This window comes from Hymenobacter tenuis, assembly GCF_054780495.1.
Genome location: NZ_BAAGWF010000004.1, coordinates 1,270,212 through 1,286,371, shown reverse-complemented (window position 1 = coordinate 1,286,371; position 16,160 = coordinate 1,270,212). Strand labels below are relative to the sequence as shown.

Annotated in this window: 14 protein-coding genes and 1 tRNA gene; 4 read left to right on the top strand and 11 right to left on the bottom strand. The window is 54.4% G+C overall.

The window, feature by feature from the left end; genetic code table 11:
- Positions 1-31: 31 nt before the first annotated feature.
- Both apaG and ACYVGU_RS19020 read left to right on the top strand, forming a co-directional pair.
- Positions 32-418: a Co(2+)/Mg(2+) efflux protein ApaG gene (gene apaG / locus ACYVGU_RS19025; RefSeq protein WP_460614230.1), complete on the top strand. Its 387-nt coding sequence runs from the start codon at positions 32-34 to the stop codon at positions 416-418.
- Positions 419-658: 240 nt separating this feature from the next.
- Positions 659-1,429 carry an O-methyltransferase gene (locus tag ACYVGU_RS19020; protein ID WP_460623341.1) on the top strand — a complete coding sequence of 257 codons (771 nt, stop codon included), beginning with the start codon at positions 659-661 and terminating at the stop codon, positions 1,427-1,429.
- A gap of 448 nt (positions 1,430-1,877) precedes the next feature.
- On the opposite strand, the gene kdsA is transcribed toward ACYVGU_RS19020, so the two are convergent.
- Positions 1,878-2,702: a 3-deoxy-8-phosphooctulonate synthase gene (kdsA, locus tag ACYVGU_RS19015; protein WP_460614228.1), complete on the bottom strand. Its 825-nt coding sequence runs from the start codon at positions 2,700-2,702 to the stop codon at positions 1,878-1,880.
- 107 nt (positions 2,703-2,809) lie between these two features.
- Positions 2,810-3,412 (bottom strand): class I SAM-dependent methyltransferase, encoded by a 603-nt coding sequence (locus ACYVGU_RS19010; protein ID WP_460623340.1) that lies wholly within the window; start codon positions 3,410-3,412, stop codon positions 2,810-2,812.
- Between the two features lie 113 nt (positions 3,413-3,525).
- Between ACYVGU_RS19010 and ACYVGU_RS19005 the strand changes: the two genes are divergently transcribed.
- On the top strand, positions 3,526-4,473 hold the full coding sequence (locus ACYVGU_RS19005; protein WP_460614225.1) for a hypothetical protein: 948 nt from the start codon (positions 3,526-3,528) through the stop codon (positions 4,471-4,473).
- Between the two features lie 117 nt (positions 4,474-4,590).
- Here the strand turns inward: ACYVGU_RS19005 and cphA are convergent, their stop codons facing one another.
- The 6 genes from cphA to ACYVGU_RS18975 form a co-directional block, all read right to left on the bottom strand.
- Complete coding sequence (gene cphA, locus ACYVGU_RS19000) at positions 4,591-7,221, bottom strand: cyanophycin synthetase (protein WP_460614224.1); 2,631 nt, start codon at positions 7,219-7,221, stop codon at positions 4,591-4,593.
- A 232-nt stretch (positions 7,222-7,453) separates the two neighbouring features.
- Positions 7,454-7,524 (bottom strand) — tRNA-Cys (locus ACYVGU_RS18995).
- A gap of 244 nt (positions 7,525-7,768) precedes the next feature.
- The gene (gene rpsA, locus ACYVGU_RS18990; RefSeq protein ID WP_460614223.1) at positions 7,769-9,592 is read right to left on the bottom strand and encodes a 30S ribosomal protein S1; all 1,824 of its coding nucleotides are present in this window, start codon (positions 9,590-9,592) and stop codon (positions 7,769-7,771) included.
- Positions 9,593-9,752: 160 nt separating this feature from the next.
- Entirely contained in the window at positions 9,753-10,214 is a 462-nt protein-coding gene (locus ACYVGU_RS18985) for a carboxypeptidase-like regulatory domain-containing protein (protein WP_460623410.1), read from the bottom strand.
- Between the two features lie 112 nt (positions 10,215-10,326).
- Complete coding sequence (locus ACYVGU_RS18980) at positions 10,327-11,391, bottom strand: fatty acid desaturase family protein (RefSeq protein ID WP_460623339.1); 1,065 nt, start codon at positions 11,389-11,391, stop codon at positions 10,327-10,329.
- Positions 11,392-11,635: 244 nt separating this feature from the next.
- On the bottom strand, positions 11,636-12,880 hold the full coding sequence (locus ACYVGU_RS18975) for a DUF3298 and DUF4163 domain-containing protein (protein ID WP_460623338.1): 1,245 nt from the start codon (positions 12,878-12,880) through the stop codon (positions 11,636-11,638).
- A 141-nt stretch (positions 12,881-13,021) separates the two neighbouring features.
- Here ACYVGU_RS18975 and ACYVGU_RS18970 point away from each other — a divergent pair, with 141 nt between their 5' ends.
- Positions 13,022-13,882 carry an alpha/beta fold hydrolase gene (locus tag ACYVGU_RS18970; RefSeq protein WP_460623337.1) on the top strand — a complete coding sequence of 287 codons (861 nt, stop codon included), beginning with the start codon at positions 13,022-13,024 and terminating at the stop codon, positions 13,880-13,882.
- A gap of 147 nt (positions 13,883-14,029) precedes the next feature.
- Here ACYVGU_RS18970 and ACYVGU_RS18965 read toward each other — a convergent pair whose 3' ends face one another.
- The 3 genes from ACYVGU_RS18965 to smpB all read right to left on the bottom strand — a co-directional run bounded on the left by ACYVGU_RS18965 (position 14,030) and on the right by smpB (position 16,140).
- Entirely contained in the window at positions 14,030-14,521 is a 492-nt protein-coding gene (locus ACYVGU_RS18965) for an HNH endonuclease (protein ID WP_460623336.1), read from the bottom strand.
- Between the two features lie 177 nt (positions 14,522-14,698).
- Complete coding sequence (locus tag ACYVGU_RS18960) at positions 14,699-15,550, bottom strand: C40 family peptidase (RefSeq protein ID WP_460623334.1); 852 nt, start codon at positions 15,548-15,550, stop codon at positions 14,699-14,701.
- 116 nt (positions 15,551-15,666) lie between these two features.
- Positions 15,667-16,140, bottom strand: a complete 474-nt coding sequence (gene smpB, locus ACYVGU_RS18955; RefSeq protein WP_460623333.1) for an SsrA-binding protein — start codon at positions 16,138-16,140, stop codon at positions 15,667-15,669.
- Between the last annotated feature and the right edge of the window lie 20 nt (positions 16,141-16,160).

Sequence of the window (16,160 nt, the reverse complement as noted above, 5' to 3'; positions counted from 1 at the left end):
TAGCTTTTTTCTACCCCGGACCCCAGGCGTTATGAATACTACCACCACCCAGGGAGTAACCGTCAGCGTTACCACCAACTACCTGCCCGATTACTCGAGCCCGGGTCAGGAACACTACGTTTTTGCTTACAAAATCGATATCCGCAACAACAGCGAATTCACTGTAAAGCTACTACGCCGTCATTGGTACATCTACGATGCCAACGGCGTAGTGCGCGAGGTGGAGGGCGAAGGCGTGGTGGGCCAGCAACCCGTGCTGGAACCCGGCGAAGCACACCAGTACGTTTCTGGCTGTAATCTGAAATCGGGGCTGGGCAAGATGCGTGGCACCTACCAGATGGAGCGCGTTATGGACGGCAGCGAATTCACGGTTGATATTCCGGAGTTCACCTTGGTGGTGCCTTACCGCCTGAACTAACCCTAGGCGCACTTCTTTCAGGCCGCCCCGATGCAGATCGGGGCGGCTTTTTTTGTGGCGTTCGGTATCTTCGCCGGCCGCACGGGCCGCGGCTTTTCGTGAGAAAGAACATCCGCCCACTACCCCCTCCTTTTTCAAATCAGGCCGAAGCATCGCTTTGCCCACGTTTTACTTCTGCCGTTGCTGTTTCAGGCTGTTAGCTACCTCCGCTTTTTACTTCATTCCGGCAATGCGCACGGATTGCACTCTCCATTCGTGTTTGGGCTGTATACGCACGTAGTAAACCACACCGGCCACTTTAGAGCCTACGACGCCGTAGAAGCCAGGCGGCAAGAGCTACTGGCTGACCCAGGCAGCATTCAGGTACAAGATTTTGGGGCCGGCTCGCACACGGGCGCCGGGCGCGTACGTCAGGTGCGCGACATTGCGCGCACAGCCGCCAAACCGCCCAAGCTAGGGCAGCTGCTGTTTCGCTTGGTCAATCATTTCCAACCGCGCACGGTGCTGGAACTCGGCACATCTCTGGGCCTGACGACTAGCTACTTGGCCACCGCCAACACCCGCGCCCACGTGCTCACCTTTGAGGGCTGCCCGCAAACAGCATCAGTGGCCCAGGATACGTTCACGAAGCTTGGCCTGCGGAATGTGGAACTGGTAGAAGGCAACCTGGATGCTACCTTGGCCCCCGCCCTAGCCGCCTTAAAAGCCCCCGTCGATTTTGCGTTTTTCGATGGCAACCACCGCTACGAACCGACGCTGCGCTACTTTGAGCTCATGAACCAACACCGCATGGAACACAGCGTGTTCGTGCTGGATGACATTCACTGGTCAGCGGAAATGGAACGAGCCTGGGAAGCCATCAAGCAGCATCCTGACGTAACCTTGACTATTGACCTGTTTTATATCGGCTTGGTTTTCTTCCGCCGCAATCAGCCAAAGCAGCACTTCTCACTGCGGTTTGATAACGTGGTAGATATGCTGTTAGAAAAGACAAAGTGGCTTTCTGCTTAAACCGCATCTAGCAAATGACTGATTACTAAATTTAATAGCAAAACAAACCGGTTAAATACTATTATATTTAGCACGCGTACGGTTGTCACCCCGCCAATGCGGCTGCTTAAAAAGCAGTGAAGCCCGTGTTGCGAGCACGGGCTTCAGGATAAGTGGGTGATTTGGCCACCCTCAAATCCATTGGTATGGGACAGGGTCGTACTGATATGGATGGGCTTCGTTTCCAATGCTCACTCCATGTCACCACTACTTTTGTAGTAAGGGTAGTGGCCGCGCTAGGCGGAATAGGAGGACTTTACCTCTTGTTCAGCACCTAGTGGCATCGGTAGCAGGAGGCGTATGCTTCCTGCTACTTTCGTTTACAACGAAACAAATATACCGGATGTTTTCACAATCAGGCTGCCCTTAAGCTCAGCTAAAAGGAAACCTGTTTGCTAATTTTTAGACCCTAGCGAATTGCTTCTCGCACCCGGGTTAGCTTCACTAAAAGTTGCTCCAATTGGTCGAGAGCTAGCATATTGGCGCCATCAGATTTGGCTGTGGCGGGCGTTGGGTGAGTTTCGATGAACAGGCCATCGGCACCTACGGCAATGGCCGCTTTAGCAATCGTTTCGATGAGAGCCGGCTTGCCGCCCGTCACGCCGCTGCTTTGGTTGGGCTGCTGCAAGGAGTGCGTTACGTCCATCACTACAGGCACGCCAAACGCGCGCATGGCGGGCAGGTTACGGAAGTCCACTACTAGGTCGGAATAGCCGAACGAGTTGCCACGGTCCGTCAGGATTACGTGCTCATTGCCCGACTGCTGCACCTTGTCAACGGCAAACTGCATTGATTCGCCGCTTAAAAACTGGCCTTTTTTGATGTTAACCACCTTACCGGTTTTGGCGGCGGCAATCAGCAAATCGGTTTGGCGGCACAGGAAAGCCGGGATCTGGAGCACATCTACGTATTCAGCCGCCAGCGCCGCCTCATCCGACTCGTGGATATCCGTGACCGTGGGCACGCCAATTTCGCGGCTTACCTTCTGCAGAATCCGCAGCGCTTTTTCGTCGCCGATGCCGGTGTAAGAGTCGAGGCGGGAGCGGTTGGCCTTGCGGTACGAGCCCTTGAAGATGAACGGAATCTGGAGCTTATCGGTGAGCTGGCGCACCTGCTCCGCAATACGCAGGGCCATATCTTCGCCTTCAATCACGCAGGGGCCTGCCATCAGAAAAAACTGGCCGGAATCAGTATGGCGAAAGTTTGGTAGGGCTTTAGCGAGGGTTTCAAGCATTTTGGAGGGTAGTAGGTAGCGCGCAGCTCCAGCGCCGCGCCCAAGGTAGTAGTGAAAGTAGCCTAGCTAGTGAAATCAAGCCAGAATGCACGAAGCTGGAATGCGCGCTACTTTTTGGTAAGGCAAATAAACAACTCGCGGCCTTGGCGGGGCGGAATGGAGTTTGTGGCCGTATCGAAATGTACTAGGGTAAAGTACGGCTCAAAGTACTGCCGATATTCCTCACGGGTACCGCCAAATGGGGGTCCAGGCTGCGTAAACTCCGTATCGAACAACAGTCCCATCAGGGTTCCGCCGGGCCGCAAGAGGGTAGAGCACTGCCGGGCATACGCGGGCCGCAAGCTGGGGTCGAGGGCGCAAAAGAAAGTTTGCTCTACCAGCAGATCAAAAGGCTGGTCTGGCGCTAGGTCAAAAAAATCTTGAAGCAGCAGATGCTCCGCCGGAAAGTCCGGCACGCGGGCCTGCAAGTCTTGGAGCGGCTGCGGAGCCAGATCAACTACGAATACATTCGGCCAGCCCTGCGTATGCAGGAATTCAGCCTCATATCCCCTACCCGCGCCCGGAATCAGGATGCGGCGGTCATCAGGCGGGCCGAGCTGCCTAAAATATTCCTGTAGCGGCGGCGTTATGCCCCCCACATCCCAGCCGGTCTGGCTGGTGGTGTAGCGATTTTGCCAATACGCAGCATCAAATTGCAGTTTCCGGGACATATTGTGGCAGGGTTGTACCTTCGGCACTTGCCTGGGTACGGAACTCCGTTATTTTTGCCCTAAAGGTACTACCTGCGCCCGGACTCTCCGGGCTTCACTTAACCCCTCTTTCGATGGAACAAGACCACAACCCCGAGCCGAAGAACAATAACCGCGTACTCCTGATTGTGGCCCTTATCTTGGTGCTGCTTGGCATCAATGGCTTGCTGTTTTATATGAACCAGCAAAAGACCAAGCAGAACGAGCAGCTCCAGGCTGACGTGGTGACGAAGGACGCGAAGTTGGAGGAGCAGATTAAACAATACGAGGCCCTGAAAGCCGATTACGAGCGCCAGAGCCAGGAAGTACAGGGCATGGGCTTGGCCAACGATTCATTGGAAGCCAAACTCTCTCAGATCAATGCTGACCTGTTGAAGCTGCGCTCTTTCCGGGCCGGCTCCTTCAGCATTACGGAGCAGCGCCGCTTTAAGCAGCGGGCCGCTAACTTCGAAGTACAACTGCGCAAGAAAGACGAGGAAATCGCCCAGCTGAAAGCTGACAACGAAGCGCTGTACACCGAAACTACTACCCTGAAAGAGCGTCAGAACAAACTGACAGACACCATCTCGACGGTAGTTCGCTCCAACCAGGAGCTCAGCGAAAAAGTAGCGGTGGCCTCGCGCTTGCAAGCTGAAAACATCCGCATTGGCGTGGTAAACAGCCGTGAGAAAGAAAAGGCGGATGAGGACAACGAATTCAAGGCGAAGCGGGTCGAAAAGATTAAAGTGACCTTCAACCTGGCCCGCAACGATGTATCGCCGAAGGAAACCAAGCAGATCATGATGCGTCTGATTGAGCCCGATGGCGCTGCTCTGTACAACCTGAGCACTGGCGGTGGCACCTTCATGATTGATGGCGCTGAAGCCTTCTACACAGCTAAGCAAGACATCGTGTATGACAATACCCGCCAGCCCGTGCAGTTCCTTTACGCCAAAGGTGCTCCGTACAAAACTGGTCTGCACACTGTAGAACTCTACGAAGGTGGTGTGATGATCGGCAAAACCACGTTCACGCTGAAGTAGCCTATCCTGAACCCTAGCAGATGGTGAAAGCCATTCTGCTAAGTACCCAAAACAGAAAAAGCCCCAACTGGTACCAGTCGGGGCTTTTTCTGTGTAGCTACTAGGTGTCTTTTGGGCTTAAACCTTCAAAGAAGCCTCAAACTCATCTAGCTTCTGAATAGTGCCTTTAATATTCTCCGTGAAGAGCACGATAACGGAGCCAGGCACAGCGGTATGCAACACGTGGTCAATGGCTTCCATCTCGTTTTCGATGTATGTAATGGGTACCTCCGGAGCATCTAGCCGCAGGCCGCGGGTCATAATTTCTTTCAGTTCCTCAGCCGTTTTACCACGAAGGTCACGGTCTTGGCGTAGCACAATCTCATCGAAAATACGGCCGGCTATCCGAGAGAAGCCTATCGTGTCTTCGTCGCGCCGGTCGCCTAGCCCTGAAATGACGCCCACCTTGCGTGTTGCCTGAGTGGCCTCCAAGAATTCGCCGAACTTCTCGATACCGTGCGTATTGTGCGCGTAGTCGACAATCACCTCGAAGTCCGGGAATTTGTACACGTTCATTCGGCCCGGCGTTTTGGCCGCCGACGACACAAACGTGCGTAGCGCCTGTTTGATATCGTCCTTATCGAATCCGTAGCAATAGCAGGCCAGGGCCGCCGCCAACGAGTTTTCAATGTTAAACGTGGCCCTCCCACCGAACGTGATGGGGAACTCGGAAGCCCGGTCGATACGGAGCTTATAGCTGTTTTTATAAATCGTGATGTAGCCTTCCTCATACACGGCAGCTAGGCCACCATTTTCAGCATGCTCCCTGATGCGCGGGCTGTGCTCATTCATGCTGAATAGCGCCACGCGGCACTCCAGTTTCTCGCGCATAGCGTACACTAGGTCGTTGTCGGCATTCAGCACGGCCCAGCCGTTTTTACGCACGGTGCGGGGTAGTACACCTTTTACGGCGGCCATTTCCTCTACCGTGTAAATATCGCGCATGCCCAAGTGGTCGGCGGCTACGTTGGTCACCACAGCCACATCGCAGGTATGGAACCCCAGCCCCGAGCGCAGCATTCCGCCCCGTGCCGTTTCTAGCACCGCAAAGTTTACGGTCGGATCTTTCAGGACAAATTCCGCACTCTGGCCGCCCGTACAGTCGCCGCTTTGCAGCTGCACGCCTTGTATATAGATGCCATTGGTAGTGGTGTGGCCCACCTTATACCCCTTCGAGCCCACAATGTGCGCTATAAGCTGAGTAGTGGTGGTTTTGCCATTGGTGCCTGTAATGGCAATAATCGGGATGCGGGCCGTGCTACCTTGCGGAAACAGCATATCTACCACCGGAGCCGCTACGTTGCGCGGCAGGCCTTCGGTAGGAGAAATGTGCATCCGGAAGCCCGGGGCCGCATTCACCTCGATAACGGCACCGCGCGTTTCATTCAGCGGAATGGCAATGTCGGAGGTCAGCAAATCGATGCCGCAAATGTCTAGGCCTACGATGCCGGCCACGCGTTCTGCTAGCAGCACGTTGTACGGATGCACTAGGTCCGTTACATCGGTAGCGGTGCCCCCGGTGCTGATGTTAGCGGTACTCTTCAGGTACACTTCCTGCCCAGCTGGCAGCACCGACTCAAGAGTCAGCCCGTTGGCTTTCAGCAGGTCCTGGGTGTGCTGATCAGCCTTGATGCTAGTGAGCACCTTTTCGTGGCCCACACCCCGGCGCGGATCTTCGTTTACCTTATCGATGAGCTGCTGAATCGTGCTGCTGCCGTCGCCTTTCACGGCCGCGGGAGTGCGCTTGGCAGCCGCAATCAGTCGCCCGTTCACTACTAGCATGCGGTAGTCGTGGCCCTCAATGAATTGCTCTACAATTACAGCCCGCGAATACTTCTGCGCTGCTTTAAGGCCCTCCACGGCATCTTCCCAATTCATTATCCGAATGGTGGCGCCTTTGCCGTGGTTGCCGTCTAGGGGCTTCGTTACGATTGGGAAGCCTAGTTCTTCTACCGCGTCGCGCAGCCCATCCTCCGAGTACACCGTGGTACCATTAGGTACCGGCACTCCGGAGTCTTTGAGCATGGCTTTGGTGCGGTTTTTATTGCCGGCTACCTCCACCCCTGCGTGCGAGGTGTAGCTAGTGGTAGTGGCCCAGATGCGTTTCTGGTTGACGCCGTACCCAAGCTGGATGATGCTGCTGTTCTTAAGCTGGATGTATGGAATGTTGCGCGAGGCAGCCTCAGAAACAATGCTCCAGGTGCTGGGCCCGAAAAACTCATCCTCCCGAATCTCGTGCAGCTCATCAACAATGGCCTTCACGTTTACCGGGCGGCCCTGGCTTACGTCGTCTACTAGCTGTACGGCAGCTTCGGCTGCTACTCGGCCGGCGCGCTCTTCTTGGTAGCTGAATACTACAAATTCTACACCTGGCTGGTATGCCGGATACGATTTTCCCCAGTACACGGGCATACCGGCCATGCGCTGCAACGCCAGTGCTACGTGCTGAATGACATGGCCGATTGGCTCACCATCCGTCAGCTGCTCTTCGGTAAGCGGCGGGTGCTTCTGCAGCGACTTCTCAGTTTCTGCGGGCTGGGGCTGGCCTAGTTCAGGCAGCAGCAGCGGCAGTTGCTCAGCCAAGGCCGGCACGCTATTCGACCACACATCAGCTAGGTCCTCTAAGTCCACTTTCATCACAATCAGTTTGTGATGCTTCACGGACCAGTAGCTGGGGCCGCGCATAGTGCGGAGGTCAATTATCTTCATACGGGAGAGAGGTGGAAACTATACTTACGTGCGCGTTTCTACGCGAGAATGAAATGTAGGGATAATGCGTCAGGAAATACATTTTCGCCTTTCACTAGTCGCTTCCCGTACCTACGTCATTTTCAGGCAATATGCCACCTAAAAATTTCTCGTGCCCTACCCCCCCTACACGCAAAAAACCCCGGTCGGGGCTAATCAACCGGGGCACTAGGCACTCTGAAAACAGGAAAAGAGGTGACGAGCGGATTCGAACCGCTGTAGGAGGTTTTGCAGACCTCTACCTAGCCACTCGGTCACGTCACCAGTGGTTTTGAGGATGCAAACATACGGCTTAATCTGACTTATGCCAAGATAGACACCGGTTTTTAGCCTAGTGTTTGGGTAAGTACTTGGCATTGTGCAGGAAATTTTCTACTACCCCTTGCATTCGCCCCAACCGTACCGCCTTCAACTAGGCCGCAACAAAAAGGCCCCGGATTGCTCCGGGGCCTCTTGTTACAACTTCTAGCTATTCCTTCCTAGGTAGGCAGGAGAGCTAAAGCCATGACTACTCAGCGTCACGCTCGTTGCCCATCATCTTGTCGCGCAGAGCCGACAGAGCGTCCAGGTCACCGAGGGTCGACTTTTCAGCCGTTGCAGGCTTCTTCAGGTCGCTGAGTTTGCCTTCGCCTTGGGCAGCAGCTGCACCAGTAGCGGGCTTCTTCTTCGCGAACTTGGCAGCGCGGCTATCTTCTTCCTGCTGCTGGTTGAACACCGCAGTGTGCGACAGCACGATGCGACGGTCATCCTTCGAGAACTCAACTACGCGGAAGTCCAGCGTCTCGCCGTTCTCAGCGTTGCTGTTGTCTTCCTTCACCAGCGACTTAGGATATGCGAAGCCCTCGATGCCGTATGGCAACTCGAGCACGGCACCACGGTCGTTTTTCTCGGTGATGGTAGCCTTGTGCACCGAGCCAGGAGTGAACACCGTCTGGAACGTATCCCAGGGGTTTTCTTCCAGCTGCTTGTGGCCCAGGGCCAGACGACGGTTAGCTACGTCCAGTTCCAGAACTACTACGTCCAGACGGTCACCTACCTTCACAACTTCTGAAGGATGCTTGATCTTCTTGGTCCACGACAGGTCCGAAACGTGCACGAGGCCATCCACACCTTCTTCCAGCTCTACGAACAGGCCGAAGTTGGTCAGGTTACGCACCAGACCGTTGTGCTTGGTACCTACAGCGTACTTCGTGCCGAAGTCGCCGCGAGTCCATGGATCTTCGCTCAGTTGCTTGATGCCCAGGCTCATCTTACGGTCTTCGCGGTCGAGGGTCAGGATCTGAGCCTCTACTACGTCGCCCTGCTTGATGAAGTCCTGCGGGTTACGCAGGTGCTGGCTCCAGCTCATTTCTGAAACGTGGATCAGGCCTTCTACGCCAGGGATAATTTCCATGAACGCGCCATAGTCGGCAACGTTCACGATGCGGCCTTTCACCTTCGAGCCTACGCCCATATCGGCGGGCAGCGAATCCCATGGGTGAGGAGTCAGCTGCTTCAGACCGAGGCTGATACGCTTCTTAGCTTCGTCGAAGTCCAGAACTACGATGTTCAGCTTCTGGTCGAGCTGCAGTACTTCGCTCGGGTGAGCGATGCGGCCCCACGAGATGTCCGTGATGTGCAGCAGACCGTCTACGCCACCAAGGTCGATGAACACACCGAAGTTGGTCATGTTCTTGATAACGCCCTCGAGGATCTGGCCTTTTTCCAGGTTGTTGAGGATGGCTTCGCGCTGCTTCTCGAGGTCTTTCTCGATCAGGACTTTGTGCGAAACTACCACGTTGTCGAAAGCGGCGTTGATTTTTACCACTTTCACTTCCATACGACGACCAACATAGATGTCGAAGTCACGGATAGGCTTCACGTCAATCTGCGAGCCGGGCAGGAAGGCTTCAACGCCGTCCAGATCCATGATCAGACCACCTTTGGTACGACGCTTTACTACACCTTCGAGAACTGTGTCGTTCTCCAGAGCGTCGTAAATAGCTTTCCAAGCCTGCTTAATCTTAGCCTTCTTACGGCTCAGGATTAGCTGACCGTTCTGGTCTTCCTGGTCTTCGATGAATACCTCAACCTCGTCGCCGATTTTCAGCTCGGGCAGGTCGCGGAATTCAGAAAGGGGCACCAGACCATCGGATTTGAAGCCGATGTTCAGGATTACGTCGCGCTCAGTGATGCCTACAACGGTGCCTTTGATTACTTCTTCCTCCTGAACAGTGGTCAGCGTTTCGCTGTACATCTGCTCCATTTCAGCGCGCTGCTCAGCGGTATAGTTACCACCAAAGCTGCTGGCTGAAACGTTGTCCCAGTCGAAGTTGTCTACTACTTCTGCCATGATATTAGCATTGGCCCTCGTGTACACGTCCGGCGCAGGGCCCGCCTCCGGAACGCGTTTTTGTTTGATACACAGCGCTATTGCACCGGCCTCGCCACCCTGGCGGGGGCGCAAAGATAAGGAGTTTGCCGCAGAGTATTTGTGTTTATAATAAGTTGTGTTAGAACTCCCGTTCGTCTCTTTTGCAATACCATTGAGGGTCACAACCCGTTAGCTGACAACCTCCTAGCCTCACTTTATTCCTTTTAGCACGATCCATCATCCGTTTATTAGGAAAGCCATAAATGATAGGAATTGATTCATCAGATTTCTTACAGTAGGGGCACCTACCATTCTCATGATTGAGTACGTGACATCCTATTGGGAAATTGATATTCAATGGCGTTACCGTATTGTCAACGACTCGAACGCTTGTAATCGTTGTATCACGATATCCAGGACTATAAATTTCTACTTCGTAAATACCTATAGGGATGTTTTTAATGGCAAAATGCCCTAACGAGTCTGACATATCCCCCATCTTCAACTCAGGTAATACAATCGTAGCGTTGTATGCAAAGCCCTTATTTTCAGGTTTGTTAAATAATACACCCCGGATACTTCCTGTTTGGCCCCAAGACAAGTGGAAGCTCAATAGAAACAGGCAGATACAAATAACTAGTTGCTTCAGACCATAAGTACATTAAAAAAGGGCTGCTTTTGGTAAAGCAGCCCTTTTTTAATGTACTCTCAGCTTACACTCGGCCTAGCTGCCGCAGGTGGGCAACGTGTGAGGCAACAGCGTAGCGCATCTTCGGATACTCGTTGTACTCAACGCCAAATTCCTCACAGGCCTGACGGATGATTTTGTTCAGGGCGGGGTAGTGTACGTGCGAGATGGTCGGGAACAAGTGGTGCTCTACCTGGAAGTTCAGGCCACCTACCAACCAGCTGATAACCTTGCTGTCGGTAGCGAAGTTGGCCGTCGTCTTGATCTGGTGAATAGCCCACTCATCTTCTAGCTTGTTCGTGATTTCGTCGGGCATCGGGAAGGCAGTGTGCTCTACCGTGTGTGCCAACTGAAACACGATGCTCATGGTGAAGCCTACTACTGTGGTAAACACGATGAACCCAAGCAGCCACGCCACAAACCCAGTAGTGTAAATAGGAAGTGCTACAAACAGGAACAGGTGCAAGGCTTTGAAGCCCCAGAACACGCCCTGGTCGGCAGCCGTCATTTTCTTAAGCGGCATCTCGCCTACTTTGCCCTTAAAGTACTTCTGGTAATCCATGAAGAATACCCAGGCAATGAACAGCAGGGCATAGAAAAACCAGAAATACAGGTGCTGAAAGCGGTGCAGGCGGTGGCGAGGCTGCGTGCTGCTCAGGCGCAGCCACGGCTGCGCGTCCAGGTCATCATCCACGCCGTCCACGTTGGTGTACATGTGGTGAATGAGGTTGTGCTTTACGTTCCACATAAAGCTGTTACCGCCTAGCACGTTAAGCGTGAACGAGGCAAACTGATTGACCCAACGCTTCTTGCTGAACGAGCCGTGGGCGCCATCGTGCATGACGTTGAAACCGATTGCCGAGCCAATAAGGCCTAGTAACGCGCACTCAGCCAGAGCAACCCAAGTAGAGGGCGTAAGGAAAACCAGGTGCAGATATACTGCCACAAACGAAACCGTCAGGATGACGGCCTTGATGAATAAGCTAGCATCGCCAGTGGTGGATTTGCCAGCTTCCTGGAAATAGGCATTAGTGCGGCGCTTCAGTTCCTGATGAAAGGAACGAGAGGCTGCGAATTTGGGTGCTTGCATACGGGGTGGGTAAGAGAAACGGCTACAAAGATACCGCTTCTGCTTAGCTGCCGAATGAACAGCCAGAAAAGGGCCGGATTTTGCACAAGCGTACAGGGAGGGTTCTTATTTCATTCATTAACGCCTAGGCTCGACACTATGTTCAATACATACCGTTATAAACCAAACTGCTCTGTTTGCTTCGGCCAGTAGGGCAGCAAGCAAACAGAGCAGTTTAACTGATTGGAGGGGGTAGTAACCGGACCTACCGCGTTGCTACCGCTCCCCCACCGCCAATCGGCAGGCCAGGCTTTAGGAAAGACTGCAACGCTACCATCGGCACAAACACTTTGATTTCACCTTGGTCAAACGAGGCCACTTCAAAAGGCAGATACACAAACACCGCACCGCCGCTGGTCAGGTACACATTGCGCGTAACGGGCAGCGTGTTCGTCGTCAGTTCGGTTGAAAGGGGCTCATTGGGCTGCAGACCCAAGGCCGGGCGGGCATAGCGGCCGATTACCGCTTCCAGTTGCTTTTTGGTGCCCTCGCGGAAGATATCATCATAGCCCAGGCCGCGGCCGGTGCGGGTATCATAGCTCCGGACGTAGGTGCCATACATGCCATGCGCGCCCCCCGAGAAGTCGTAGCCGAAATAGCCCAGGCTCAGCAGGTTGCCGGCGTTCCAGAGTACATAGGTGTTGGAAGACTGCTCATAGGCTAGCGCGGCCTGGGGGCTGTATTCGCCCGGTGTTTTAGGCTTAGCAACCAGAGGACCAACTTCCTTTTGATAGTCACGCGTGAACGTGGCCGACTGCTCTTTCCATACATCTTCCAGCGCCGGAGCTGGCTTGGTTTCTACGGAGTCGCCGCGCAGGCCACGCACGATGTTGGCTGCCAACGCATCTTTACTAGCTCCCGAAACCGGAATAAGTGCCTGCATGGTAATGCGGCCTGAAACGCTATCCTGTGGCTGACCCGGACGAGCCGGAACTTCCGAAGAGAAGCTGCGCGAAACAAAGCTGACGCCAATGGGCGGCTGCAAACGCCGCAGTACCACGGGCTGCCCGTCGCGGGTGCCTACCAGGCGCGTACCGTCCTGCTTGAGCATCCAGCGCGGGCCCGATTCCTTGTCACCTACTACTTCCACGCTTACATCGCGCAAGTACAGGCTGTCGGGGTTTATGCCGGGCACACCGGATAGCTCGTAGGGGCGCCCATCGGAAGTAGCATAGTAGCCCACTACCGGCCCCAGCGTAGATTCTTCGGGAATGTCGCCCAGGTTTTGCAGATGAATCGTAACGCTATCAGCGGAGCCGGGCAGCAAGCCGCGGTATTGGCGGTACCACGTGCCAGGAGAGTCGGCGGGGCCAGCGGGGGTAGTAGCCGTAGTTTGCGAGGCCGAGGAATCGGAGCCTGAGTTACAGGCGGTCAGGAGTAAGCCAAGGCCTAGTGGCGCAGCCAGAAAGCGGGCCAAAGCGGGGAGTCGAAAGGAATACGAGTTGCTCATTAGCTCAAAGAAAGCAGAATCAGGCTAGCCTTCCAACCGGGTGCAACATCTTGGCATTGCTTATCCGTGGCATTAAGCACGGCCGTATGTAGCAACATACTACCCCTAACCTATTCACCAACACCACTTTTTCTTTCGGTTATGAGTTACATAAAGGCGGGCACCGATGCCCATGGCAACGACGTCAAACTGCACTATATCGATCAGGGTCAAGGCAATCCTATCGTGCTGATTCATGGCTGGCCAGCTACCTACGAAATGTGGGAATACCAATTGGCCGAGCTACCTAAGCATGGCAACCGCGTAATTGCCTACACTCGCAGAGGATTCGGTAATTCCTCGAAAACGTGGGAAGGCAACGACTATGACACGTTTGCCGACGACCTGAAATCCGTGCTGGATACTTTGGATCTACAAAACGTAACGCTGGTTGGCTTCTCGATGGGAGGCGGCGAAGTGGCCCGCTACATGAGCCGCTACGGCGGTGCCCGCGTGAGCCGTGTGGCTTTCGTCTCGGCCGTAACGCCCTTTCTGCTTAAAACCGACGATAACCCCGACGGTGCGGCTAAAGCCAACTTCGATAAAATGGTTGCTGGTATTCAGGAAGACCGGTTTGACTTTCTGCAGACCTTTGGCAAGCAATTCTTTGGCGTGGGCACCATCAAACACCCCGTAAGCCAAGCTACCCTCGACTGGATGCAGTCGATCTGCCAACTAGCCTCGCCCCGCGCAACGGAACAGTGCGTATATGCTTTTGCGGCTACTGACTTCCGCGAAGACCTAGCAGCGCTGAAGGTTCCTACCCTTGTTATTCATGGCAGTTCTGATGAAACAGTACCGGCCAAAGTAAGCGGCGAGCGGATGACACAATATGTACCGCACGCTCAGTTTATTGAATACAGCGGTGCGCCTCACGGCCTATTCGTAACAGAGAAAGAGCGCCTGAACCGCGACCTGCTTGCATTTGCGAGCGGAGGTAAAGTATCTAATAGCGCCAGCTAAAGGCTGTTACTTACTGCACTACCAAAACGCGTTGTTGCTCTTGCAACGACGCGTTTTGGCTTTTATACACCTGTTCAGCTAGGTAGCTATATAGCCATACCCCTAGCAAGCAACAAAAAAGCCGGTCGGCCCAGAGGGCTGCCGGCTTTAGTGCAGATAGGGGTGCCAGTTTTGGTCGAGGGTACCGGCGCTGAGTTTGAGGAACCCCGTGAGGGTTGGTTTTTTGGGCTGCTGCCTGATGGTGAGGCCAGCTTCCTGCGGGGTACGGTGGCCCTTGGCGTGGTTGCAGCGGGAGCAGGCCGTCAGCAGGTTACTCCAACTGGAGTCGCCGCCCCTACTTCGAGGCAGTACGTGGTCTAGCGTCAGGTTTTTTGTAGAGCCGCAATACTGGCACTCAAAATGGTCTCGCTTCATGATGTTATGCCGGCTCAGCGCAATGCCTTTATAGGGCACACGCACGTAGCGCTGCAACCGGATGATGCTGGGCTTCGGAAACGCTTTGCTGACCGAACGCAACACCCCATCCGACTTGGCAATCAATTCGGCTTTCTCCAAAAACAGAAGTACGAAGGCCTTCTGTACACTGCACAGCGTAATAGCCGTGTAGTCACCGTTCAACACAAGCACTTTTTGGTCCATACACGCTAAGAGAAAAGAATCTGGTCTGCCAGAAAGCTAGATGATTCTTAGCGCATTAACAATAGCCAAACCGTTTAGTTCGGCCAAGTGGTCGTGGCCATTTACTAGGTATCCGAGATGGGCCAAGCCTAGTTCACGAAGGCAGCTACGCCGAGCCCCGCTATGCTGCGAAACAGCTTAATCCTCGGGCAGGATGCGCTTGATGAGGCGCAGTTTGTGGGAGTACTTCTGCAAGTCGCGGCGGAAGATACCGTTATGGTCTAGGGGGTCAATGCGAACTTCCCCGCTAGCATGCAGAATCTGCTGGTCTTCCAGCAGCAGCCCCACGTGTACAATACGACCGTCGGCATTATCGAAAAAGGCCAAGTCGCCGGGGCGGGTTTGGGCCACAAAATGGACCGGCTGGCCCAAATTAATTTGCTGATGCGCGTCGCGGGGCAGTTGCACGCCTACCAGGCCATAGAGCTGCTGCATCAGGCCCGAGCAATCAATACCAAATAGCGTTTTGCCGCCCCACAAATAAGGCGATTTCAGAAAAGTATGGGCCATTTTGACCACCAAACGCAGACGCTGGTCAACGGGGCCGTGCGGACCGTGCCCGTTCTGGGGGTTAGTAGCGGCCCCGTTATAGAAAAACTGCCGCTCGCCGAGGCGCAGCGTCATGCCATCGAAAAACGGCAACCTAGCCCCTAGCGTGACGGGAATCCGCGAGCCATGGTCGCTTACCATTTGTACCACATCTAAGGTGCGGGGGTGGTCTTGGCCTTGCCAGGCGTGCAAGTACTCCGCCGACACGGGCAAATGCTGCTTCACGTCAATCCAGCCCACATACTGATCGGCGGCTAGACGCACCTGATACCAGTTGCCCTGGGTGAGCAGAATAGAATAGCACTCCCCGAAGATGAGCTGAGTAACAATTTCGGCCTTATCTGTCGGTTCGGCCCGCACTGGCACGGCGCTCAGAGCGCAGACTCCGTGTTCCAAAGTGGTGAAATAGTGAAATAGTGACACGATGAGCTGGCTGCTCATCGGGCGTAAAGGTAAGCCGGAGGCCGCGTCTACTTTTTGATTTTTGCACGAAGCTGCTGCTTAAACTCCAGCTAGCCAAACTTCTGCTGGAAAACACCTTTGGCTCGCCCGGTAGGCTAGTAGTCTTTGGCGCGGTCCATTTCGCGCTTCTGGTCTTTGGCTTTCAGGTCGTCGCGCTTATCGAACAGCTTTTTGCCTTTGGCCAGGGCAATTTCCAACTTGGCAAACCCCCGGTCGTTCACAAACATCCGGATTGGGATAATCGTGAGGCCCTGCTCCTGGTTTTTGTTGGCCAGTTGCTTCAGCTCGCGCTTATTAAGCAGCAGCTTGCGGGGGCGAGTGGGCTCGTGGTTGTTGTAGGTGCCCTCGGTGTATTTGGCAATGGTGAGATTATGCACCCACAGGCTGCCATCGGGGTGGAAGCTGCAGAAGCCGTCCTGAATCTGGACACTGCCATCCCGAATGCTCTTGATTTCCGTGCCTTGCAGCATAATGCCCGCATCGTACTTCACCAGGAAAGCATACTCGTGGCTGGCACGGCGGTTTAAAATATTTACCCGTTTGGGTGTATCGTCTTTTTGTTTGGCCATGAGAAAGGAGCCGCAGAAGA